Annotated in this window: 14 protein-coding genes and 1 pseudogene; 9 read left to right on the top strand and 6 right to left on the bottom strand. The window is 73.1% G+C overall.

Annotated elements, in window-relative coordinates; all coding sequences use genetic code 11:
* Window positions 1–143: 143 nt before the first annotated feature.
* The 6 genes from E4N63_RS03540 to E4N63_RS03515 are packed head-to-tail and all read right to left on the bottom strand — an operon-like array spanning window position 144 to window position 6,674.
* Entirely contained in the window at window positions 144–1,178 is a 1,035-nt protein-coding gene (locus E4N63_RS03540; protein WP_230239858.1) for a hypothetical protein, read from the bottom strand.
* Complete coding sequence (locus E4N63_RS03535; RefSeq protein ID WP_230239857.1) at window positions 1,175–2,410, bottom strand: ATP-grasp domain-containing protein; 1,236 nt, start codon at window positions 2,408–2,410, stop codon at window positions 1,175–1,177. Before E4N63_RS03535 ends, E4N63_RS03540 begins: the two co-directional genes overlap by 4 nt.
* Complete coding sequence (locus E4N63_RS03530; protein WP_230239856.1) at window positions 2,407–3,873, bottom strand: FAD/NAD(P)-binding protein; 1,467 nt, start codon at window positions 3,871–3,873, stop codon at window positions 2,407–2,409. The genes E4N63_RS03535 and E4N63_RS03530 overlap by 4 nt, the downstream gene beginning before the upstream one ends.
* Entirely contained in the window at window positions 3,873–5,030 is a 1,158-nt protein-coding gene (locus tag E4N63_RS03525) for a hypothetical protein (protein ID WP_125623887.1), read from the bottom strand. The genes E4N63_RS03530 and E4N63_RS03525 overlap by 1 nt, the downstream gene beginning before the upstream one ends.
* The gene (locus tag E4N63_RS03520) at window positions 5,023–5,829 is read right to left on the bottom strand and encodes an HAD-IA family hydrolase (RefSeq protein ID WP_230239855.1); all 807 of its coding nucleotides are present in this window, start codon (window positions 5,827–5,829) and stop codon (window positions 5,023–5,025) included. Before E4N63_RS03520 ends, E4N63_RS03525 begins: the two co-directional genes overlap by 8 nt.
* Window positions 5,829–6,674 carry a class II fructose-bisphosphate aldolase gene (locus E4N63_RS03515; RefSeq protein WP_230239854.1) on the bottom strand — a complete coding sequence of 282 codons (846 nt, stop codon included), beginning with the start codon at window positions 6,672–6,674 and terminating at the stop codon, window positions 5,829–5,831. Before E4N63_RS03515 ends, E4N63_RS03520 begins: the two co-directional genes overlap by 1 nt.
* Before the next feature lie 610 nt (window positions 6,675–7,284).
* Between E4N63_RS03515 and E4N63_RS03510 the strand changes: the two are divergent.
* The 9 genes and pseudogenes from E4N63_RS03510 to E4N63_RS03470 all read left to right on the top strand — a co-directional run.
* A pseudogene (locus tag E4N63_RS03510) lies at window positions 7,285–7,389 on the top strand (AraC family transcriptional regulator); the annotation flags it as partial.
* A 475-nt stretch (window positions 7,390–7,864) separates the two neighbouring features.
* Window positions 7,865–9,784 (top strand): glycoside hydrolase family 127 protein, encoded by a 1,920-nt coding sequence (locus E4N63_RS03505; RefSeq protein ID WP_230239853.1) that lies wholly within the window; start codon window positions 7,865–7,867, stop codon window positions 9,782–9,784.
* A 338-nt stretch (window positions 9,785–10,122) separates the two neighbouring features.
* Window positions 10,123–10,752, top strand: a complete 630-nt coding sequence (locus E4N63_RS03500; RefSeq protein WP_125623891.1) for a hypothetical protein — start codon at window positions 10,123–10,125, stop codon at window positions 10,750–10,752.
* Between the two features lie 631 nt (window positions 10,753–11,383).
* Window positions 11,384–13,222 (top strand): S8 family serine peptidase, encoded by a 1,839-nt coding sequence (locus tag E4N63_RS03495; RefSeq protein ID WP_230239852.1) that lies wholly within the window; start codon window positions 11,384–11,386, stop codon window positions 13,220–13,222.
* A 1,473-nt stretch (window positions 13,223–14,695) separates the two neighbouring features.
* Window positions 14,696–15,025, top strand: coding sequence for a multidrug efflux SMR transporter (locus E4N63_RS03490; RefSeq protein ID WP_125623893.1), 330 nt, complete (start codon window positions 14,696–14,698; stop codon window positions 15,023–15,025).
* Between the two features lie 722 nt (window positions 15,026–15,747).
* The gene (locus tag E4N63_RS03485) at window positions 15,748–15,954 is read left to right on the top strand and encodes a type A2 lantipeptide (RefSeq protein ID WP_125623894.1); all 207 of its coding nucleotides are present in this window, start codon (window positions 15,748–15,750) and stop codon (window positions 15,952–15,954) included.
* A gap of 218 nt (window positions 15,955–16,172) precedes the next feature.
* Window positions 16,173–16,979: an HlyD family efflux transporter periplasmic adaptor subunit gene (locus tag E4N63_RS03480; protein WP_230242334.1), complete on the top strand. Its 807-nt coding sequence runs from the start codon at window positions 16,173–16,175 to the stop codon at window positions 16,977–16,979.
* Between the two features lie 377 nt (window positions 16,980–17,356).
* On the top strand, window positions 17,357–19,498 hold the full coding sequence (locus tag E4N63_RS03475) for an NHLP family bacteriocin export ABC transporter peptidase/permease/ATPase subunit (protein ID WP_125625879.1): 2,142 nt from the start codon (window positions 17,357–17,359) through the stop codon (window positions 19,496–19,498).
* 287 nt (window positions 19,499–19,785) lie between these two features.
* Window positions 19,786–22,776, top strand: coding sequence for an NHLP bacteriocin export ABC transporter permease/ATPase subunit (locus E4N63_RS03470; RefSeq protein ID WP_230239851.1), 2,991 nt, complete (start codon window positions 19,786–19,788; stop codon window positions 22,774–22,776).
* Window positions 22,777–22,792: the final 16 nt, after the last annotated feature.

Raw genomic sequence — 22,792 nt, 5'->3', positions numbered from 1 at the left:
CGGGGTTCGGCCGGACTCCATCCTCCCGTGGCACCGTCATCACAGCAACCCCTGGTCCCGCGGTGAGCGGGAGGGCCACCCGGTCCGCCTCGCGCCATCGCCATCGCCCTCGCCACCGCCCCGGCCGCCGGGAAGTGCGCCGGTCATGATGTTCCGGTCAGTTCGGAGCGGGTTCCGGAGTCGGTGACCCCATCCGGGACCCCATCCGGGACCCCATCCGGCCTCAGGGGCCGCGACGGTCCGGCGCCGGCGGCACCGGGGCGGCGGGACTCGGCCGGGCGGCGGGCTTCCCTGAGCGCCCGGGCCACGGCGATGGCCGTGATCGACATGATCAGGAGAAGTGTCGTCCAGTCGAACGGGCCGCCCCAGGCCACCTCCACGAGATACGTCGTACCGGGCAGGGCGGTCAGCAGGGTCATGGACACCAGTGGGTCGGCCCGCTGCAGGCCGATCTGCAGAAGGAACAGCGGCACCGTCACCGCGCAGAGCGCCGCCACCGCCAGGAGAGCCGGGTGGAGGCCGGTGCCTCCGCCGTTCCCGTCGCGCAGGAGCAGCAGTCCCGCGACCACATAGGTCAGGTGGAAGCGCCGGGCTGTGGTCTCCGTGGGACCGACGTCCGCCCTCCCCAGCGCCGATGAGACCAGGGCGAGGCCGGCCGCGCCGAAGCCCGCCACCACGACGAGCAGCAGCGCGCCCACCGTGACCCACAGCGACCCCGGTGGCCCGGAGCGCACCGGTGCGAGCTGCCAGGCGAGGACCAGTCCCAGAAGCACCAGAAGGAGCGCGCCGGCCATGGAGCCCCGGGACGGCCGCCGACGGTACGCCGCCGCCCCGATCAACAGCACCGCGACCGGGCCCATGGCTGTCTCCACCGCGCTGGCGAGTGCGGAGGAGATCTGGGAGATGGCCAGGTAGAAGGAGAGGAAGGTGACGGCCGTGAGCAGGTTCATGAGCAGAGTGAGCCCGGCCGTGCCGGGCCGCCGGCGGGGTCGGTGCCGGCCCCGCCCGCCGAAGCGCCCGTCCCGGAACACGAGCACCGTGTTGAAGATCACTGCGCTGGCCGCGAAACCGATGCAGGACAGCGCCAGACTGCCGGTCGGGGTCAGCCGCCCGGTGAGGGAGCCGAGCGTCGCGGCCTGCATCAGCACCGAGACGGAGATCATCAGGATGGCGTTCACGACGGTCCGGGCTCCCCGAGGCGGTAGAACTCTCCGGCGTCCTCCAGTTCGTGCAGCGACTCCAGTACGTGCTCCAGGAGTGCGGTGTCCTCGTGGACGAGGAACGCGATACCGCTCGCGCCCGTGGTCAGGTACCGGTCCGGCACCGGCAGCCCTGTCTGCGGCAGCCGTGCCACGCTGTGGAATCCGGGCATCCGGCGCAGGAGGCGCAGTCCGTCGACGGACCGCAGCGTTCCCTCTCCCGCAGGCCGCAGATACACCTTCGCGACAGCGGCCGCGGGCCGGTACCCGAGGGCGAAACGGCGTTCGAACTCCGCCGGTCGCAGGAAGCGTTCGGCCACGAGGTGCTGGTGGCTGTACCCGAAGGCCGCGTGGTACGGGTCCGGATCCAGACAGGGGCCCATCACGCGCGAGTTGACCTCGACGAGCCGTGGTCCGGCGGGCGTCAGCATCACCTCGGTATGAGCGGCCCCCTCCTTGATTCCCAGCGCGTCGAGGCAGGCGAAGGCGTAGTTCACCACCTCCTGTTCGCCCGGGGAGAGCGCCCGCAGGGAGAGCATGTGCCTCAGGACCGGGACGCCGTCGATGCGGTCGATGCGCTCGCCGTAGATCTCGGTGAGAAGATGCCGGCCGGCCATGCTCACCGTGTTGACGACGTACTGGTCGCCGGCCAGGAACTCCTGCACCAGCACGCTCTCGTTCACTTCGCCGATCAGGTTGCGTTCACCGATCACCCGGGCGAACGCGGTCTCCGCCGCCGTCCGGTCCGGACATACGGTGCAGCCATCGGTGCCCGCGCTGTTACGGGGCTTGACCACGATCGGATAGGCCGGGGCGCGGTCGAGGAAGCCGGCCAGCGCGGTGGCGGTGGACACCGACTCCGAATCGGGGCGGGGCACCCCCGCGGCCTGCAGCGCCCGCATCATCAGATCCTTGTCGCGTCGCGCGGCCCGCAAGGCCGGATCGTGGTGTGGCAGGCCGAGCCGCTCGGCGAGCTCGTCGGCCAGGGTCACACCGAACTCGCTGGCTGCCATGATCGTCCCGACACCCAGTTCCCGCAGTCTCCGTTCCGTGCCGTCCAGATCGTGGTGCAGGACCCGGCGCGGAGCCGGATCGTCGTCGTACGCCGCCTTCCGCTCGGCGGCGTACACGTGGACGCAGTCGGCTCCTTCCTCGCGGAACGCCCGGGCGAGTTCCACTCCGGTGGAGACCGGGTCGACGAGTGCGATCACGCTTGGTTCTCCTCTGCCAGTTGGCGGGCCACGCAGCGGGCGTGCTGTGCCGCGGCTCGCAGGTAATTAACAACGGGGAACACAGGCCAGGACGCGGAACCGAGGGCCCAGATGCGCTCGGGCGGACGGCCGGCGCCGCGTTCCAGCCGGAGGCCGGCCCCGATCCGTACGGGAGAGCCCTCCGGTACCGGCGCCTGGCCGAGACGGAGTTCCCCGGACGCGGTGACGGTGTGCGCCGGCCTGCGGTGCCCGGCGGCGGACACGACGTGGTCGAACCGGGAGGCGCTGCCGTCCTGCCACTTGACACGCCAGCTTCCGCCCGGTTCGTGATCGATCCGCTCCGGACACAGCCCGGCCAGGGAGAGCAGCCCGGCGTCCGCGTAGTGCAGCAGCAGCCGTGCGTTGCGCTCGGGGATGGCCGACACGTACCGGGAGACCGCCTCCCGGTGCAGGGCGAGGAACCGCTCCCGGTCGTGAGCGGGCCAGTGGGGCAGCACGGTGTTCATCGCGTCGATGACCTCGGCGACCAGGTCCTGCCACGGCACTTTCCCGGCGGCGGCCCGCTCCGTTTCGGCCCGCAGCCGCTCCAGGGCGTGCAGCCGCCTCCCGGGTACGATTCCGGACGGGCCGTCCGCTCCGGCCCGTGCCGCGCGCAGCAGTTCGCGGACCGTCCGGCGTATGTCCGTCTCCGCGGCCCACCCCGCTCTGTCCTGCCACCGGGCGGCGAACCCGTGATCGGGTTGCCGGGTCAGCCGGGTGCGGACTGCGGGGAGTTGCCCCGAAGGCGATGCCATGACGACCCGGCAGCCCCGGGGACAGAGCAGCAACGCCGTGTCCACCGCGCTGAGTTTGCTGCCGAGCAGCAGGACCCGCGTGCCCGCCGGGACGGCACGGAGCTCGGCGGGCGAGGCCGGCAGAACCGTGACCCCCGGTGAGCCGACGTGCTCCCGCAGGGCCGGTGGGACGAACGGACCCCCACCGCCCGTGCACAACAGCACATCGCCCGCCGGCAGCACCCGGCCCGAGGTGAGGGTGAGCCGGTACGCGCCGGGCTCGCCGGCGACGGAGCGCACCTCGTCGCGCTCATGCCGTATCCGGACACCCGCCCGGCTCATGGCGTCCCGTGCGGCCAGGTACCGCTCCCGGGCATAGCTCCCCACCAGGTGGCGGGGGACGAAGTCCTCCCGGTGGACGGGCCAGCCACGGCCGGCCAGATACCGCAGGAGATCCGACGGGCCGTCGGGATCCAGCGAGGTCACGTCGAGTGAGGTGTTGCAGATGAGCCGGGAGCCGCTGGGGGAGAAGGGCTCGGTGAGTCCGATCTCGTTCCGGGAGGCGATGGTCACCTCGCCGATGCCGGAGACGGATCTCAGATGCGTCAGAGCAGCCACCGCGGTGGGACCGCCGCCGACGATGACGATGCGCCTGCCGCCCCCGCCGGAGGCGTGTCGCTGCCCGGCCATCAGCCGAGGCCGCGCCGCAACTCGGCGAATCGGCGGCCGAGTTCGTCGGCGCGGTCGAGGACGTCCGACAGCGGCAACACGGGGCAGTCGTAGCCGATGACCTCGCGCATCACCTGGTGGTGAGGGTCCGCGAACCGCACGGTCCCGTCGGGCTCGATCCCCGCGATGCCGTCGTGGGCGAGGCCCTCCTCGTTGATCCGGCGTGCCGTCTGCTCCGACATCCCCTCGGGCAGGGCGAGAGTGACCCCCCGCTCGGAGGCCATGAGCGGGTATCCGCCCGGCAGCCCGAGCGGGCCGGGTGCGTGGACCAGGCGTTCCTCCTCGCCGAGCAGACCGTCCAGAACCGTTATGGCTGAGGCTGCTGTCAGCATGCCGCCCAGGGGTCCCCCGTGACGCGTGTGGTCGGCCGCGGCGCGGGCGGCGACCTGCGCGGTGTCGAGGGACGCTGTCACGTCCTTGCCTCCGGCCAGGACGGACATGGCGTAGGGCGCGCCGCCGGAGTGGCCGAGGCGGGGCAGCCGGGTGCTGGCGTAGTGAGCGGCGACCAGTCTCACGGACACGTTGTCCACCGGCTCCGCGAGCAGGTCGGCCGCCGCGTGGCGGAGGGCGGGCAGGGGGTTGGCGACGTTCCCGATGCCGACGAGGGGGGCGAGGTCCGCGCCGGCCAGGGCCGCATGCGTCGCGTCGGGGAAGGCGGCGTTGACCACGGTGGTGTCGATCCCCGACGCCCCGACCGCCTGCATCAACTGGAGCAGAGGCGCGAGATGCATGGGCAGCCAGGGCCCGAACTGCGCCGGGGAGAGTTCCTCCCGCAAGGGTCCCGGCAGGGCGTCCACCACCCACCAGGCCTGTCTGCTGGCGGTGGTGAACACGATGTCCGGGCGCAGCTCGGCCAGGGCCCGGGCAGTGGCGGTGACGTCGGTGAGGTCGATCACCGCCGTGCCGACCGTCCGGTGGAAGCCGAGCTGGGCGGCGGTGAGACGGGACAGGTTCGCCCGCTTCCGCACCGCTTCGCCGTCGCGTCCGGCGACGATCAGCCGGGGTCCGGCGGGACGCCGGATGAGCATGTCCAGGGCGTACGAGCCGAGATTGCCGAGCCCCAGTACGAGGAGGGTCTTGTCGGCGAGGGGTGTCGCGAAGGCTGACCTGTCAGACATGGTGGGTCGTCTCCCGTCGTAATGCGGACTGTGTGATCAGCTGGGCCAGGTCGGCGAGCCCCATATGGCCCCCGGGAGTGAGAGAACTGCGTCCTCCGTACCTCCGGGCCTGCTCGCCACCGGGATCTCCGAGGTTCGACAGCACCAGTTCGGCCTCGTCGAAGGAGTGGTCCCGGGACACGGCGGTCGGGGTGACCAGGCAGGGGATCCCGGCTCCCGCCGCGGCGAGCAGTCCGTTGCGGTTGTCCTCGACAGCCAGGCACTCCCAGGGGTGCCTGCCGAGCTCCGTGACCGCACGGGTGTAGATGTCGGGCGCGGGCTTCTTGGCCGCGCCGTTTCCCGGGATCACCGTGAACCGGCTGCCCAGCGCGCGGCCCATGACCGAGATGAGGACAGCTCGTACGGATTCCTCCGCGCCTGCGGAGGCGACGGCCAGCTGCCATCCTCCGGCCGCCGCCTCCGTCGCCAGGCGGCGTACTCCCGGCCGGACGGTCAGCCGGCCGTGGCGTACGAGATCGATGTAGATCTCGGTCTTCCGGCGATGCCAGGCACGGATGGTCCGCAGCCACTCGTCGTGTGTGGCCGGCAGCGGGACGACGGAGCGGAACGCGGGGTCGGACCGCAGGCTGTCGAGCCGTTCCATTCCGCCGGAGATGTGCAGGGTGGCCGCGTACTGCTGAACGGTCCAGGCCCAGGGCACACCGAACTCGCGCCACATGCGGTTGAACGCCACCAGGTGAGCGCTGCGTTCGGTGTCGACCAGGACTCCGTCGCAATCGAAGATCAGGGCGTACGGCATCAGCACGCGTGTCCCGCGGAAGCGACCGTGCCGATGCACCGCTCGGCCCGTTCGGACACCGAGGCCCGGACGGTCTGGTGTAATCGGAGTGGGTCCCACGGCCGCGAGCCGCTGCCCGCCATGAACGCCGTGACGGCGGCCCGGTGGCCGTGTTTGAGCGCTGTCGAGAAGTTGACCTTCGCCACCCCCAGTTCCAGCGTCCCGTGCAGCGTCTCCGGAGGGATACCGCTCGCTCCGTGCAGCACCTGGGGCACTCCGGAGGCCGAGGCGAGCCGGGCGATCCTCCGGGTGTGGATCGTGGGCGGCCCGGTGTAGTCGCCGTGCAGGGTTCCCACATCCGGGCTGAAACAGGTGACACCCGTCCGCCGGATGAACTCCAGGGCCCTGTCGTGTGCGGAGTCGTCGTCCGGGGCCCCGTGGCCATCCGCGAGGCGGCCGATCCGCTCGAACTCTCCCTCGATGTCGGCTCCGTGGGCGCGGGCCGTGCTCACCAGGGCCGCCGTCGTCCGAAGGCCGTCCTCGAAGTCGTCGTCGGAGGCGTCATAGAGCACCGAGTTCCAGGAACAGCGCAGGGCTTCCATGGCGAGCCCGGCGTCCCGGCAGTGGTCCAGGTGCAGAGCAGCGGGCACCGGGAGGTGCTCGGTCATGCTCCGGAAGAAGGCCGCGATGGTTCGCGGCCCGAGAGCTCGCGCCACTCTCTCCGAGAACTGCAGGATGACAGGAGAGGACGTCCGTTCGGCGGCGTCCAGGACTCCCTGTACGGAGGCCAGATCGGTGACGTTGAAGGCTGGTACGGCGTAGGGCCGGTGGAAGGCGTGCGTCAGCAGCGTGCTGAGGGTTGCCACGGACACGGTTCTGTCGCCCTTTCTGAGTCCTTACTGCGCGTGCACCGAGGAATGGCGGCAGGCCGGTCCGGCCGGGCGGGAGCGGAGAGATCGGAGACGGTGACGACGCTGTCCGCGCCGCGACACCGGTCGGGGACGAGGCCGATGGACTCTGCTCCCGGTGGGCCTTCTCCCAGCCGTTCTACAGTCCGCCGCGTACCGAAAATGTCATCGAAGCCCCATCGGTTGACTACGAATGGGCAGCCTACGATGCATACTTGACGCTCGACAGGGGCGTCTCGGTATGTGGCCGTCAACGTGTGCGGGCATGGCCGCCGGAAGAAACAGGACAGGCCAGGTGACCCGCAGATATCGGCCAGACCGTGTGCGCAGCACCGGGCGTTCGTGTGGACGGCGCCGGGCATTCATGTGCAGAGCGGTGGTCGCGGAGCATGAAGGTGCAGGCCCGCTTCACCTGCCCACCCCGATGCGGATGGTGAAGGGGCGGGCGAACCGGCGTGAGCCGGGTCAGAAGGCGGCGGGAACCGGGCCCCGGGCGTGCCAGACGGTGCCTCGTCGTTCGTCGGGAACCTCACCGGGCTACCCGACGCGCCCGGAGGCGCCCGGGACCAGACGCGGCGCCCAGGTCGGCTTCGGCTCACCCACCACCTTCCGCGACCGCTTCAAACGCACGACCGGCGTCAGCCCCCAGACGTACCGGCGCATGTTCAGCTGAGCCGCGACGGCGGGCCGGGTGCGGGCGGACAGCAGAGCCCGGGACCGGCCGGTGATGTCGGGTTGATCGGGGTCGCACGGGCGGGCACCGTCCACGTGTCCCCGGCGGTGTGTCCCTGGCGGTGCGCCCCGTTGACGGTGGCGGTCCGCATCACTACCGTACGGCTCAATCCCCGACAGATCGAACGTTGTTCGAGATTTCGTCATCGCCTGGGAGTGCCTTTCGCCGCCTCCCGGCGGCCCTGCACCGGGAACGCCGAGTGGTTCCAGCTCCACAGCACTTGGCCCGTCCGCAGCCGACCAAGATCGCGGAGCCCGGCGGACGGGTGCCCTCCGCCTCTCGGCCCGCCGAAGGAGAATTCGGCCCGCCGAAGGAGAAGGGGACGCCGCGGGGGCCCGACACGCCCCTGACCGGTGCCGTCACCGCCGTCCGGCGAAGGGCTCGCCGGACGCCCGTATCGAAAGGGGACCCCCGTATGACTCCTCCAGTCAACCGCAGGCAGCTGCTGCTCTCCGCCGCCGGAGCGGCCGCACTCGCCTCCGCCTCCCGGTACGGGCCGCTCGCGGGCCGGGCGGCCGCCGCCTCGCGGACCACGGGCGGCGCGCGGGGCGCGGCCGGCGCCGCCGGCCCGCTGGACGAGGCAGGCGTCGTGGCGCGCCCGTTCGCCCCTGGACGGGTGCGGCCGACCACAGGCCGCTGGCGGGACAACATGGACCGCACGCTGGAGTATCTCCGCTTCGTCGATACGGACCGGCTGCTCGGCAACCACCGGATGAACCACGGTCTCGACACCCGGGGCGCCGAGCCGTGCGGGGGCTGGGAGGCCCCCGACTTCGAGTTCCGCACGCACAGCCAGGGCCACTTCCTCAGTGCCTGGGCGCAGGCGTGGGCGCTGACCGGCGAGGCGGTCTTCGAGGAGAAAGCCGCGTACATGGTCGCGGAGCTGGCCGCGTGCCAGACCGCGCCGGCAGGGTTCAACACCGGATACCTGTCCGGGTTCCCGGAGTCCGACTTCGACACGGTGGAGACCGGCAGGCGCAAGGGCGTGCCGTACTACTGCCTGCACAAGACGCTGGCCGGGCTGCTCGACGTGTGGCGGCTGACGGGCAACACCGAGGCCCGCGACGTGCTGCTCGCGCTCGCGGGCTGGGTCGAGTGGCGCACCGGACGGCTGACGTACGAGCAGATGCAGACCACCCTGCGGGTCGAGTTCGGCGGCATGAACGCGGTGCTGACCGACCTCTGCCTGCAGACCGGCGATGAGCGGTGGCTCGTCGTCGCCCGGCGCTTCGACCATGCCGCGGTGCTCGACCCGCTGGCGGCCGGCGAGGACCGGCTCGCCGGGCTGCACGCCAACACCCAGGTGCCGAAGATCGTCGGGGCGGCCCGCGAGTACAAGGCCACCGGCGACCGGCGCTACCGCGCCATCGCGGTGAACTTCTGGGACATCGTCACCGGTGCCCACACCTACGTCATCGGCGGAAACAGTCAGGCCGAGCACTTCCGGGAGCCCGGCGCCATCGCCCGGTACCTCACCGACGACACCTGCGAGAGCTGCAACACCTACAACATGCTCCGGCTGACCCGGGAGCTGTTCACCCTCGGTCCGGAGCGCGTCGCGTACGCCGACTACTACGAGGCGGCCCTGCTGAACCAGATGCTCGGCCAGCAGAACCCGGACGACCCGCACGGTCACGTCACCTACTTCACCCCGCTCACCCCGGGGTCCCGGCGCGGCGTGGGACCGGCGTGGGGCGGCGGCACCTGGAGCACCGACTACGACAGCTTCTGGTGCTGCCAGGGCACCGGACTGGAGACGCATACCCAGCTGATGGACTCGGTCTACTTCCAGGACGACGCCGGCCTGTACGTCAACCTGTTCATCCCCTCCGTCCTGGACTGGGCCGAGCGCGCGGTCACCGTCGAGCAGACCACCGACTTCCCGGCCTCGGACACCACCACCCTGCGCATCGACGGCGCGGCCGGCGAGTGGGCGCTGCGGATCCGCATTCCCGGCTGGACCAGCGGCGCCACGGTGCGCGTGAACGGCGAGGTGCGGGACATCGCGGCCGACCCCGGCGGCTACGCCGTGCTCCGGCGGACCTGGGCCCCGGGGGACACCGTCACCGTCCGGCTCCCCATGGACGTCAGGCTCCTTCCCGCCCCCGACGACGAGCACGTCCAGGCGGTCGCCTACGGCCCGGTCGTGCTCTCCGGCGCCTACGGCGACCAGGACCTCGGCGGACGGCTACCCGTCCTCGCCACCGACTCCCTCACCGCGACCGACGAGCCGCTGACCTTCACCGCCACCGCCGACAACACCGCCGTGACCCTCATCCCCTTCTACGACAACCGCCAGAACTACACGGTCTACTGGGCCACACCGGGCGACTGACCCCCGGGCCGCCCCGACCGTCGGAGGGCGCGCCGATGCCCGGTGCGCACCACGCCGCGTGCCCGTCCGCTGCCGGACGGCGGGAGTGTCGCCCTCCCGTCCGGTTTTCCGCCGGAACCTCCACTATCCGGCTACCGATCGGTACGCCCTCCGGGGGAAGGAGAGTTGGGGCTCCGCCGCAACCCGCTCCGCTACCGTCCGCCTCCGATGCGTGAAATTCCACTTGCCCGAAGACCTCCCCGAACCACTCGAATGGGGGTACGGTACGACCTCGATCATTCAAGCCAAACATGTGAAGCCACTGCCGATATGGCCAGTGGAGAGGAGTGGTGTGCCCCGTGCCCACTGATTACGCCTGCCAGGCAGCGGCGGAGCGGGCCGCTCGAGGGATCACCCCCGTCCGGGACATACTGGTGCCGTTCCGGCCCCAGCAGCAGCAGGAGGACGTACCCGTCGTCCTCCGTTCGTACCTGGGGGTTCAGTCCAACGGAGGCCCGAACGGCGGTGGCCCCGCGGCCCATCCGCCCGTCAGTACGAACATGGGGGCGGCTGTCCTCCTGGTCTTCCTCGACGGACTGCGCTCGGAGATGTCCGGTGTGCTCTCCGAGTGGTACGCGGATCTGGCCGTCCGCCTGCCCCAGACGCTCGGCGCTCCGGCCGCCGGAGGCCAGGCGCCCGCCCGCCAGCCGGGAGGCTGGCAGACGATGGCCGATCTGCAGAACAGCGCCCAGGAGGTGCTGACGGACCTGTCCGGCCGCGCCCGCGGCGGACCCGGCGCGCTCAACGTGCGGCTGGCGCTCGTGGAGGACACCCTCTCCGGGGCGCTGCGCCGGATGAACGTCCCCGCCGACGTCGCCATCGGCTCCGCCGGTGAACTCGTCGTCTCGGCGGGCTCGCTGTTCGGGCTGCAGACGCGCCCGGCGCCGCCCATCCAGGCGCCGGCCCAGCAGTCGTACGACCGGCGCTGAGCCGCCCACCGCCGCGCGCGACCGCACCGCCCCCACGAGGACTCCGGCGGGACGGGCACCGCGAGCGCGACGGACGGCGCGCGGAAGCGGGGGAGCGGAGAGCCGCGGCGGTCCGCGGCCGCCCATGAGAGCCGCCGGTCCCATGAGGGTCACCGGTCCATGTCAACCGCACCGCCCCACAAGGGCGTTGCGGTTTCTCCATGACATTCCCGGAACTTTCCCGTTTCTTCGCCTGCCCGCCGCTGGCCGGTTTCCGACCGTTGTCCGCCCTCTCCGCGCCGTCGATACTGAGGCGCGCAGAGCCCGGGGACACGTCCGTGACCGAGCTGTCCTCTGTGACGCGGAAGGTGCCGCGTCCGGCCGCTCCGGCCGGGCTCTCCACTCCGAGGCCGGTCCGCGGCCCTTCCGAGGCGAGCAGGGGGAACCCCGTGCCCATCCGCGCCCAGAGAGCCCTGGCCGCGCTGGCCGCGGCCGTCACGGCCGTGTCGGCGTTACCCGCCGCGGCCTCGCCCGCCGCCGCGTCACCGACCCCGCGGCCCCCGCCGCCGCGCCCCTGGCGGCCGGTCCCGCCGCCGGTCCGCCGGCCGGCGGGGAACGGCTCGTCACACTGATCACCGGCGACCGGGTCCGCGTGGGCGGCGCCGGCCGGGTCACCGCCGTGCTCCCCGCCCAGGGCCGCGAACACATCCCCGTCCAGGCGCAGCGCGACGGCGACGGCCACACCTACGTCATCCCCCAGGACGCGACCGCCCTCGTCCTCGACGGCACCGTGGACCGCAGGCTGTTCGACGTCACCGAGCTGAGCCGGCCCGCCTTCCGCGCCCTGCACGGCGACGCGCTGCCGTTCATCGTCCGCTACGAGGACGGGGACGAGGACGACGACGCGGGGCAGAGCGGCCCGGGGGAGAACGGCCCCGGCGCCGGGCAGCGGCTGCGCGCCGCCGCCGGGGACGCCGACGTCCACCCGCTGCGCAGCATCGGCGCCGACGCCCTGGCCACCGGGCCCGGGGACACCGCGGCGGCCTGGTCCGCCCTCACCCGCCCTTCCGGCGGGGGCGGCGGGCGCACCGCCGCGCCGGGCGTGGCCTCCCTCCGGCTCGACGGACTGGTGCGGGCCGCACTCGACCGCAGCGTGCGGCAGATCGGCGCGCCCGCCGCCTGGGAGACGGGCCGGGAGGGCGAGGGCGTCACCATCGCGGTCGTGGACTCCGGCATCGACACCGCGCACCCCGATCTGTCCGGCGGCAAGGTCGTGGCGGCGAAGAACTTCTCCGCGTCCCCGGGCGCCACCGACCGGTACGGCCACGGCACCCATGTGGCGTCCATCGCCGCGGGGACGGGAGCCGCGTCCGGCGGCACCTACCGCGGGGTGGCTCCCGCTGCGCGGCTGCTGAACGCCAAGGTGATCGGGGACGACAACAGCGGCACCGAGTCCTCGGTCATCGCGGGCATGGAGTGGGCGGTCGGGCAGGGCGCCGATGTCGTCAACCTCAGCGTCGGCACGGGCGACACCCCGGGGGTGGGCCCGATGGAGGAGGCCGTGAACCGGCTGTCGGAGGAGAGCGGCGCCCTGTTCGTGGCCGCCGCGGGCAACGCCGGACCCCGTCCGCGCTCCATCAGCTCCCCGGGCAGCGCGGAGGCCGCGCTCACCGTGGGCGCCGTCGACCGGGAGGACCGGCTCGCCGGCTTCTCCTCCGTCGGCCCGCGCACCGGGGACGGCGGGCTGAAGCCCGATCTGACCGCCCCGGGCGTCTCCATCGGGGCCGCGCTCGCCGAGGGCAGCGTGCTGGCGGGGGAGGCCGGGCCGGTCGCCGACGGCTACGGCTCGCTCTCCGGGACGTCGATGGCGGCCCCGCACGCCGCGGGCGCCGCGGCCCTGCTGGCGGAGCGGCACCCGGACTGGAGCGGTGGGCGGATCAAGGCGGCGCTGACCGGAGCGGCCGCGGCGGGGAGGGCCAGGGCGTCCACGAGGAGGGGCCGGCCGGCTCGACGCGGGCCGGGCCGCCGCGCAGAGCCTCGCCGCCGGGACGTCCTCCGTCGCGTTCGGTTCCGCGCGCTGGCCGCACGCCGACGACGAACCGGTCACCAGGGACCTCGTCCACCGGAACACGGGGGAGGAGGACCTCACCCTCACCCTCTCCGCCGAGGCCACGGGCCCGGACGGCGAGCCGGCACCCGAGGGCATGTTCGTCCTGGAGACCGAGCGGATCACCGTCCCCGCGGGCGGTGCCGTCTCCACCGGGCTGACCGCCGACACCCGGCCCGGCGGGGATCGGTACGGGGACTTCGAGGTGGCGGTCACGGCGAGCGCCGGCGGGCAGTCGGTCCGCACGGTGGGCGCCGTGACGCGCGAGGAGGAGTCGTACGACCTCACGGTGGAGACCGTCGGCCGGGACGGCGGGGCGCCCGCCGACTGGTCCGTCATCGTCCACGACTACGAGCGCGGCGGATTCACGGGCACCACGGGTGACGGCGGCACCTCCACGCTCCGGCTGCCGAGGGGCACCTATCTCCTGAGCCACCAGACCGTCCTCCCCGGCGCCGGGGAGGACGTGGCCGGACTGGACTGGCAGCTCCAGCCGCGGCTGGACCTCACCGGGGACACCACGGTCACCTTCGACGCCCGGAAGGCAGAGCCGGTGGAGATCACCGTGCCGGACCCGGAGGCCGAGCCGTCCGACACCGCCATGTCGTTCGACGCGACGGTGGACGGCCGCAGCGTCGGCAGCGTCGTGCTGGTGCGGCCGCCGATGCCGCTGGGCTTCCGCACCCGGCACGTCGGCCCAGAGCTGCCGGACGGGCGGATGCACGCCAAGACGGTCGGCAGCTTCCGCAGCGGCCCCGGCACCGAGTACCGGGTCGCGTACGGCCGGGAGGGCGGCCTCTTCACCGGTCTGCGCGAGGACGTCGGGCCGGAGGAGCTCGCCGAGCTGACGATCCACCAGGGCGCGCCGGCGGCCGGGCGGCAGGGCTCGGTGATCACCGAGCCGGACACCGGCGACGCCGGCAGCGGCTGGACCGTGGCCGACGTCCGGGACGTCCCCGGCACCCTCACGCAGTACCTCAACACCGAGGGCGTGCGCTGGTCGCACCGCTTCCAGCAGAGCCGCGGGGATGTCGTGGAGGCGGTCTACGCCGGTCCGCGGAGGGCCGCGTACACGGCGGGCGAGCGGTACGAACACACCTACAACACGGGGGTCTTCGGTCCCCTGATCGTCGGCGGGGACGGCGGCGGAGACGACGGACTCTTCCGGCGCGGCAACACCCTCTCCGGCCGCCTCAACCCCCTGGCCGACGGCGCGGGACACCGCGGCGAAAGCCTCTACGACACCGCCTCCACGACGCTCTACCGCAACGGGGAACTCCACGCCACGGCCGACGACATCCTCGACCGCGCCGAGTTCACCCTGCCCCCGGAGAAGGCGGACTACCGGCTCGTCACCACCGTCACCCGCAGCGGTGCCGCCACCGTCTCCCGCGAGGTCACCTCCTCCTGGACGTTCACCTCGGAGGCGGCGGGGAGGGCGGGTACGGCTGCCGGCCTCGGCGGTCCGCTTCACCCCCCGGCTCGCCCCCGACTCCACCGTCCCGGCCGGATCCGTCACGGAGATCCCGGTGACGGTGCAGGGCTCCGCCGCGGCGGACGGGGCCGGGACGCTCACCGTCCACGCCTCCTCCGACGGCGGCCGCACCTGGACGGAGGTCCCGGTCCGCGAGGGAGTGGTCCGGGTCCGCAATCCGGAGGAGCCCGGGACGGGTGTCTCCCTCAGGGCGGAGGTCACCGGCGGCGGCAACGGCCACGAGCTGACCCAGACGGTCCTCGACGCCTACCGCACCCGGTAGCGGCGGCCGGGCCCCTCACCGGGGCTCCGTGGTCGGGGACCGGCCTTGGCGCGCGCTACTGTGCTGTGAGGGACCGGAGAGCCACGGAGGAGGAATCGTCATGGGTGCGGCGTTGCTGGTCGCCTGTGCGATCGTCTCCGAGGTGGTCGCCACCCTCGCGCTGCGCGCCTCGAACGGCTTCAGCCGGCTCGGGCCCTCGGCCGTGGTCGTGATCGGATACATGCTCGCCTTCGTGCTCCTGGCGCAGGCGCTCAAGACTCTCAACGTGGGCCCCGTCTACGCCATCTGGTCGGGCGTGGGGACGGTGGGGGCGTTCATCGGGGGCGTCCTGCTGTTCGGCGAGGAAGCCCGCCCCACGACGCTGATCGGCGTCGGGCTGGTGGTCGCCGGGGTCCTGGTGATGAACCTCGGCGGCGGCCTGAAGCACTGAGGGCGCCGCGGCCGGCGCCGGTCCGCGTACGGTCCGGCGGGAACCGCCGTCCCGGCCGGCCGGAAGCCGGAAACCCTACCGGTCCTCACCGTCCTCCTTTCTTCACATCTTCTCCTTCCCGTATTCCCTTTTCGGCCGGACCGGTTTCGGCGGGGCCGCGGACCGCCTGTGCCGGAAAGGCGTGGCCAACCGGCGGAAGGGGTGCGATGACGTATACCGCGGGTCATACGAGATCGGCCGGACATACCCGATACGGGCGGCGCGGCAGGGAATACCGGCTCCACCGGGTGTTCCGTCACGGGTTCTCTTGTCGGGCCATGTCGCATTCGGCCGGTCCTGCACACCGTTTTCGCAGAAGCGGCACAGGGCGGGGTGTGGAAACGGATTTCCCCGAATCCCCGGTGGGGGCGGAGGCGTTCGGTCCGCTTTGTTCCCGCCGGGGTGTCCGCCCGCGGTGACCAGGCAGTGGATTGTGTGAAGGGGTCGTCACCATCCCGTGCCGGACCTGCGGTGCGACCCGGCCGGCTGACTCGCTGGGCGGCTGTCCCGGGTGGCCCGCCGACCGCGTGACGTGCTTTCATCTGGCGGTACACGGAAGCTGTTGAAAAATGGTTCCCGGGTTAGGGGCAGCTGACGCCCCATCAAATCGGCTCGGTTTTCGTCCCCCTTGAACCGGCCGGTGTGATGCAGAAACACCCAGCAGAAATCGAAGGGAAGCCCAAGTGCGCAACGACTTCACCCCCCAGGTCGAGACCCGCGAGATCGACGACGCCGACCTCGACACCGTGTCCGGCGGTGTCGGCGTCAACGTCGCCCCGGTTCTGGGCGCCGTCGACTCCGTCGCCCCGCTCTCCGAGGGCCTGGGTCTCGTGCAGGACGTCACCGGCCTGCCGACCGGCCAGGTCACCGGTCTCGTCGCGGGTCTCTGATCCGGACGTCCGCTGCCCGGCCCTGAAAAGCCGGAGCGTTTCACGACCCGCCGGTTTGGCTGAGACCGGAAAGGGTTGACCATGGGCCCCGGAATCCCCTTCCGGGGCCCATGCATGCCGTCGGCCGGGCGGCCGTCCCCGCGGCACGGCGGCCCCCGTGCGGCCGTGCGCCACCGCGTCGGAACGCCCGACATCTTCGCAGGCGAGGGATGGAGACCGTGCAGTTCCGCCACAAGGCGCTGTCCAAGCTGCAGTCACCCGAAGAGCTCGACATTCCGGTGCGCTTCGCACGGCCCCAGGGCCTGCTGGTGCTGGTGGTCACGCTCCTCGTGATGGCGGGGGCGGCCTTCTGGGCCGTGACCGGTTCCGTCTCGTCCCGGCTGGAGTCCCCGGGGGTGCTCACCCGCGCCGGGGGCAGCTACGTCCTGCAGAGTCCCTTCGCCGGGCAGGTCACCGAGGTCCTGGCCCGCGAGGGCGACAGCCTTCCCGCCAAGGCGCCCGTGCTGGCCGTCAGTACGGAACAGGGCACCCGCGCCGTCCGCACCGTGGAGGCGGGCCGGGTCACCTCGCTCGTCGCCGAGACCGGCTCCGTCATCACCCCAGGCGCCCAGGTGGCGACCGTCGAGCGCGTCCAGGACCGGGATGAGCCGCTGGTGGCCATGCTCTACGTCCCCGGCGGCAAGGGCTCCCCCGTGCCGGTGGGCGCCCGCGTCGACCTCACCGTCCAGTCCGCGCCCGCCCAGCAGTTCGGTGTGCTGAAGGGGCGGGTCAAGACCGTCGGCCGGGTGCCGCAGACCGCGCAGCGCATCGCGGGCTTCCTCGGCAGCGCCGAACTGGCCGAGCGGTTCTCCGCCAACGGCCCGGCCGTGGCCGTCCTCGTCGAACTGGAGCGGTCCGCCGGGACGCCGTCCGGCTACGCCTGGTCGCGCGACGGCGGCCCGCCCTTCGAGATCGAGTCCACCACGCCGGTGAGCGGCGCCATCCACCTCACCGCCGAACGTCCCGTCGACTGGCTGCTGCCATGAGCACCCCTACGAGACGGGCGCCGCGGCCGGGCCGGAGGCCCTCGCCGGCGCCCTCCCCGCCGCCGCCGCCATGCCCGCCGCCGCCGGGCGGCTCCGGCCGCCGCCGGGGCCGCCACCCCGCCGGATCTGCCGCGCCCGTCGAGCCTGCCGTGCCCGCCGGGCCTGCCGCCCCGCCGACGGGCCCTTGACCCGGCCCGCCGAGGGACGGCCGCCGCCCCCGGGCGCAGCTCCCCGGGCACGGCCGCCGCCGCCCGCCCGCGGACGGCCGCCGCCGCGCGGACCGTGCCCGCCGGGACGCGCCGCCGAGGGCCGCGGCAGGGGGCCGCAGGCAGCCGCGGGGCGGCGGGAAGAAGCAGCGCGTCCGGGTGCCGAGGGGTGTGCGCAGCCCCGTCGTCCTCCAGATGGAGGCCGTGGAGTGCGGCGCCGCGTCCCTGGCCATGGTGCTCGGCCACCACGGCAAGCACGTCCCGCTGGAGGAGCTCCGCATCGCCTGCGGCGTGTCGCGCGACGGCTCCCGGGCCAGCAACCTCCTCAAGGCCGCCCGGAGCTACGGCCTCACCGCCAAGGGCATGCAGATGGAGCCCGCCGCCCTCGCCGAGGTGCGGGCGCCGGCCATCCTCTTCTGGGAGTTCAACCACTACGTGGTCTACGAGGGGACGGTGCGCCGCTTCGGCCGCCGCATGGTCCGCATCAACGACCCCGCCCGCGGCCGCCGTTACGTCTCCCCGGAGGACTTCGACACCAGCTTCACCGGCGTCGTCCTCGTCTTCGAACCCGGTGAGGGATTCCGCCGGGGCGGCCGCAGGCCGGGCATCCTCGGCGCCATGCCCGTACGGCTCCGCGGTACCAGCGGCACCCTGCTGGCCGCGCTCGTCGCCAGCTTCCTGCTCGTCCTCGTCGGCGCCGCCGTCCCCGCGCTCAGCCGTACCTATATCGACATGTTCCTTTTCGGGGACCAGACCTCGCTGCTCGGCGTCCTCTTCGCCGCCATGGGCACGATGGTGGTCCTCACGGCCGTCCTCACCGGACTGCAGCAGGCCAATCTGCTGCGCGGCCGCATCATCTCCTCCACCCTCGGCAGCGCCCGCTTCCTGCGCCACCTCCTGCGGCTGCCGGTCACCTTCTACTCCCAGCGCAACCCGGCCGACCTCGTCCAGCGCCTGCAGTCCAACGACACCGTCGCCGAGACCCTGGCCCGGGACCTCGCCGCCGCCGGGGTCGACGTCGTCGTGGTGGTGCTCTACGCCGTGCTGCTGTGGAGCTACGACCCCCAGCTCACGGTGGTCGGCATCGGCATCGCCCTGCTCAACGTGGTCGCGCTGCGCCTCGTGATGCACCTGCGCTCCGTCGGCACCCAGAAGCTCCGCGCCGACAGCGCCCGGCTCACCAACACCTCGTACAGCGGCCTCCAGCTGATCGAGACCATGAAGGCCACCGGCGGCGAGAACGGCTGGTTCCGCCGCTGGGCCGGGCAGCACGCCACCACCCTCGACACCCAGCAGCGGCTCGGCGTGCCCAGCGCCTTCCTGGCCGTCGTCGCCCCCACCCTCGCCACCCTCAACAGCGCGCTGATCCTCCTCATCGGCGGGCAGCGGGCAGTGGAGGGCGCCGTCTCCATCGGCCTGCTCGTGGCCTTCCAGGCCCTCGTCACCAACTTCACCGCCCCCCTCACCCGGCTCAACGGCGTCGCCGGCCGGCTCCAGGACTTCGCCGCCGACGTGGCCCGCCTCAAGGACGTCGAGAACTTCCCCGCCGACACCCTCTACACCCGGCGCGAACCGCCCGCCAGCACCAAGCGGCTCCGCGGCCACGTCACCCTGGAGAACGTCACCTTCGGCTACAGCCCGCTCGACAAGCCGCTGCTGAACGGCTTCTCCCTGGAGGTCGGACCGGGCCGCCAGGTCGCCCTCGTCGGCGGCTCCGGCAGCGGCAAGTCCACCGTCTCCCGGCTGATCTCCGGGCTCTACCAGCCCTGGGAGGGGACCATCCGCATCGACGGGCAGCGGCTGGACGAGATCCCGCGCAGTGCGCTGTCCGCCTCCGTCTCCTTCGTCGACCAGGACGTCTTCCTCTTCGAGGGCACGGTCCGCGACAACGTGGCCCTCTGGGACCCCTCCATCCCGGAGGAGGCCGTCGTGGCCGCCCTCCGGGACGCCGCGGTGTACGACACCGTCGCCCGCCGGCCCGGGGGCATCCACAGCCGGATCGAGCAGGACGGGCGCAACTTCTCCGGCGGGCAGCGGCAGCGGCTGGAGATCGCCCGTGCCCTCGTCCGGCGCCCCAGCGTCCTCGTCCTCGACGAGGTGACCAGCGCCCTCGACGCCGAGACCGAACAGATCATCATCGACAACCTGCGGCGGCGCGGCTGCGCCTGCGTCGTCATCGCGCACCGGCTGAGCACCGTGCGGGACAGCGACGAGATCGTCGTCCTCGACCGCGGCACCGTCGTGGAGCGCGGCCGGCACGAGCAACTGGCCGCCGCCGGCGGGGCGTACGCCGCCCTGGTCAGGGAGCACTGACGTGGCATCCCCCCATCCCTCCTCCGACGGCTCCGCCCTCACCGCCACCGCCACCGGCGCCGTCCGGCCCTCGGCCCCGGCCCGGCCGGAACCGGCGGCTACGGGGCCGACGGCCACGGGACCGGTGCCGACGGGACCGGCGTCTCCGGCACCGGCACCGGCACCGGGCTCTCCGGGGCCCCGCCCGCCGCCGCCTCACCCGCCGATGTGGTCGTCGCGGCCATGGGCGGTCTCGGCACCCCGTCGACCACACCACCGCCCGCAGCCTCCCCCTCGAAGGCCCGCAGGTGCTGTGGCTGGTCACCGCCGGGGCCATGGACCTCTTCGCCGTCGACGCCGGCCGGCAGGGCCACTGGCACTTCCTCGGCCGGCTGGAGACCGGCACCCTGCTGCTCGGCCCCGTCGACGGTCCGCGGCACACCCTCGTGGGCCGGCCGCTCCAGGACTGCGTGCTGCGCCGCATCCAGCTCCGCGAGCTGCACCGCCCCGGGCCGGGGCCGTACGGCGCGTACGAACAGTACGGAGAGCAGGGGGGCCACGGCGGCGGCGACCCGTACAGCCCCCACGGCGGATACGCCCAGTACGGCCACCCCGGCGAGCCGTACGCGGACCCGTACGGCCCGCACCACGGCGGTCCGGACAACACCTACGGCACGTACGGCACGTACGACACCCCCGCCACCCCGCCGGCTACGACGCGCACGGCACCCGTGGACGCACCCGCCCACGAGCCGGTCCTCAGCCCGCTGGACGACGCCTTCGCCCGCGGCTACGGGCGCAGCCTGCGCGTCCTCTTCGAAGCTCCCTTCGACGGGCAGCACCTGACCCCGCAGCCCTCCGGGGACGGGAACACGGACGCCCCGGACGGCGGCCACGGCCCGAGCGCGGCCCACGACGCGGCCGGGACCGGCGACGAGAACATCCTGTGGATGTCCATGGCCCCCGGCAGCGTCCAGTACGGCTCCGCCTATGGCGCGGACACCGCCGCCGACCTGCTCATCGACGGTGCGCTGTGGCAGGACATGGTCAATCAGCAGACGCGACTGCTGTCCGCCCTGGACCGCTGGATCGAACGGCTCGAACGCGCCCACGAGGACCGCACCGCCGCCGGCATCCAGGCCGGCGAGGCCGAACGGGAGAGCGCCGACCGGGCCCTGCTGAACTCCATCGGCCGGCCGCGCCGCCGCGGAGCCCCGTCCGGCACGGCCGCCGGCACCGATGACGCCGCCCTCGCCGTCTGCCGCACGGTCGCCGCCGCGGCCCGGATCCCCGTGACCGATCCCGACACCGGCGGGGCGCCCGAGAGCAGGCTCGACCCCGTCGAACGCACCGCCCTGAGCTCCGGCTTCCGCACCCGCGACGTCCGGCTCAGCGGCAGCTGGTGGCGCGACAACTCCGGCCCCCTGGTCGGCTACTGGTCCGACAACGGCGACCCGGTGGCGCTGCTGTGGCGCCGCGGACGCTACGAGGCCGTGGACCCCGCGAGCGGCGAGCGGTGGCGCGTGGGCAAGGACAACGCCGCCGAGTTCGACGACCGCGCCGTCATGTTCTACCGGCCGCTGCCCGACGAGCCGCTGCCCGCCTGGCGGCTGCTGCTCTTCAGCCTCCGCGGCACCCGCACCGACCTGCGCAATCTGGCGCTGGGCGGACTTGTCGCCGTCGGCCTGGGCACGCTGGTGCCCCTCGCCACCGGACAGGTCCTCGGTGTGTACGTCCCGGCCGCCGAGAACGGACTGATCGTCCAGGTCTCCCTTGCGCTGATCGTCAGCGCCGTGGTCGCCGCCGCCTTCATGCTGCTGCAGAACACCGCCATCCTCCGCATGGAGGGCCGCGTCGAGGCCACCCTGCAACCCGCCGTCTGGGACCGGCTGCTGCGCCTGCCGACCCGGTTCTTCGCCGAACGCTCCACCGGTGAGCTGGCGAGCGCGGCGATGGGCATCAGCTCCATCCGCAAGGTGCTGTCCGGGATCAGCTCGGTGCTCGTCCAGGCCGGCACGGTCGGCGCCGTCAACCTCGTGCTGCTGCTCCTCTTCAGCTTCGAGCTGGCCCTGGTGGCCGTCGCCATGCTCGTCGTCATCGCCGCGCTGTTCCTCGGCATGGGGCTGTGGCAGCTGCGCTGGCAGCGCAGGCTCGTCGTCCTCGGCAACAAGCTGAACAACCAGGCGTTCCAGACCCTGCGCGGGCTGCCCAAGCTGCGCGTCGCCGCCGCCGAGAGCTTCGCCTACGCCGCCTGGGCGCGCGAGTTCGCCCGCAGCCGCGAACTCCAGCAGCGCGTGGGCCGGATCAAGAACCTCATCACCGTTCTCAACGCGGTCTACCTGCCGCTCTGCACCCTCATCATGTTCATGCTGCTCGCCGGGCCGGCCCGCGGCGCCCTCTCACCGAGCGGCTTCCTCACCTTCAACACCGCCGTGACGATGATGCTGAGCTCGGTCACCCAGCTGACCGGGGCGCTGATCTCCGCCGCGGCCGTCCTGCCGATGTTCGAACAGGTCCGGCCGGTCTTCCGGGCGCTGCCCGAGGTCCGCGGCGGCTCCACCCGGCCCGGCGCCCTTTCCGGTGCCATCGAGGCCCGGCAGCTCTCCTTCCGCTACGCCGAGGACGGGCCGCTCGTCCTGGACGACGTCTCCTTCCGGGTGGAACCGGGCGAGTTCGTGGCCGTCGTGGGGGCCAGCGGCTGCGGCAAGTCCACCCTGCTGCGGCTGCTCATCGGCTTCGACCGGCCCGCCTCCGGCGAGGTCCTCTACGACGGCCAGGACCTGGCCGCGCTCGACCAGGCCGCCGTCCGCCGCCAGTGCGGCGTCGTCCTGCAGAACGCCCAGCCCTTCTCCGGCTCCGTCCTCGACTGCATCCGCGGCGCCGAGAACTTCTCCCTGGAGGAGGCGTGGGAGGCCGCCCGCCTCGCCGGGCTGGCCGAGGACATCCAGCGGATGCCGATGGGCATGCACACCGTGCTCTCCGACGGCGGCGGCACCGTCTCCGGAGGGCAGCGGCAGCGGCTGATGATCGCCCAGGCCCTCATCCGCCGGCCCCGGATCCTCTTCTTCGACGAGGCGACCAGCGCGCTGGACAACGAGACCCAGCGCATCGTCACGGAGAGCACCCGCGAGCTCCGCGCCACCCGCGTCGTCATCGCCCACCGGCTCTCCACCGTCATGGACGCCGACCGGGTCGTCGTGATGGCGGAGGGCCGCGTCGTCCAGCAGGGCCGTCCCGCGGACCTGCTCACCGACACCACCGGCCTCTTCCACGAACTGGTGCGGCGGCAGATCCAGTGACGGGGCCGGGGCCGGG

This window comes from Streptomyces sp. MNU89, assembly GCF_020982505.1.
Lineage (GTDB): Bacteria > Actinomycetota > Actinomycetes > Streptomycetales > Streptomycetaceae > Streptomyces > Streptomyces xinghaiensis.
This window is presented reverse-complemented; position numbering and strand designations above follow the sequence as displayed.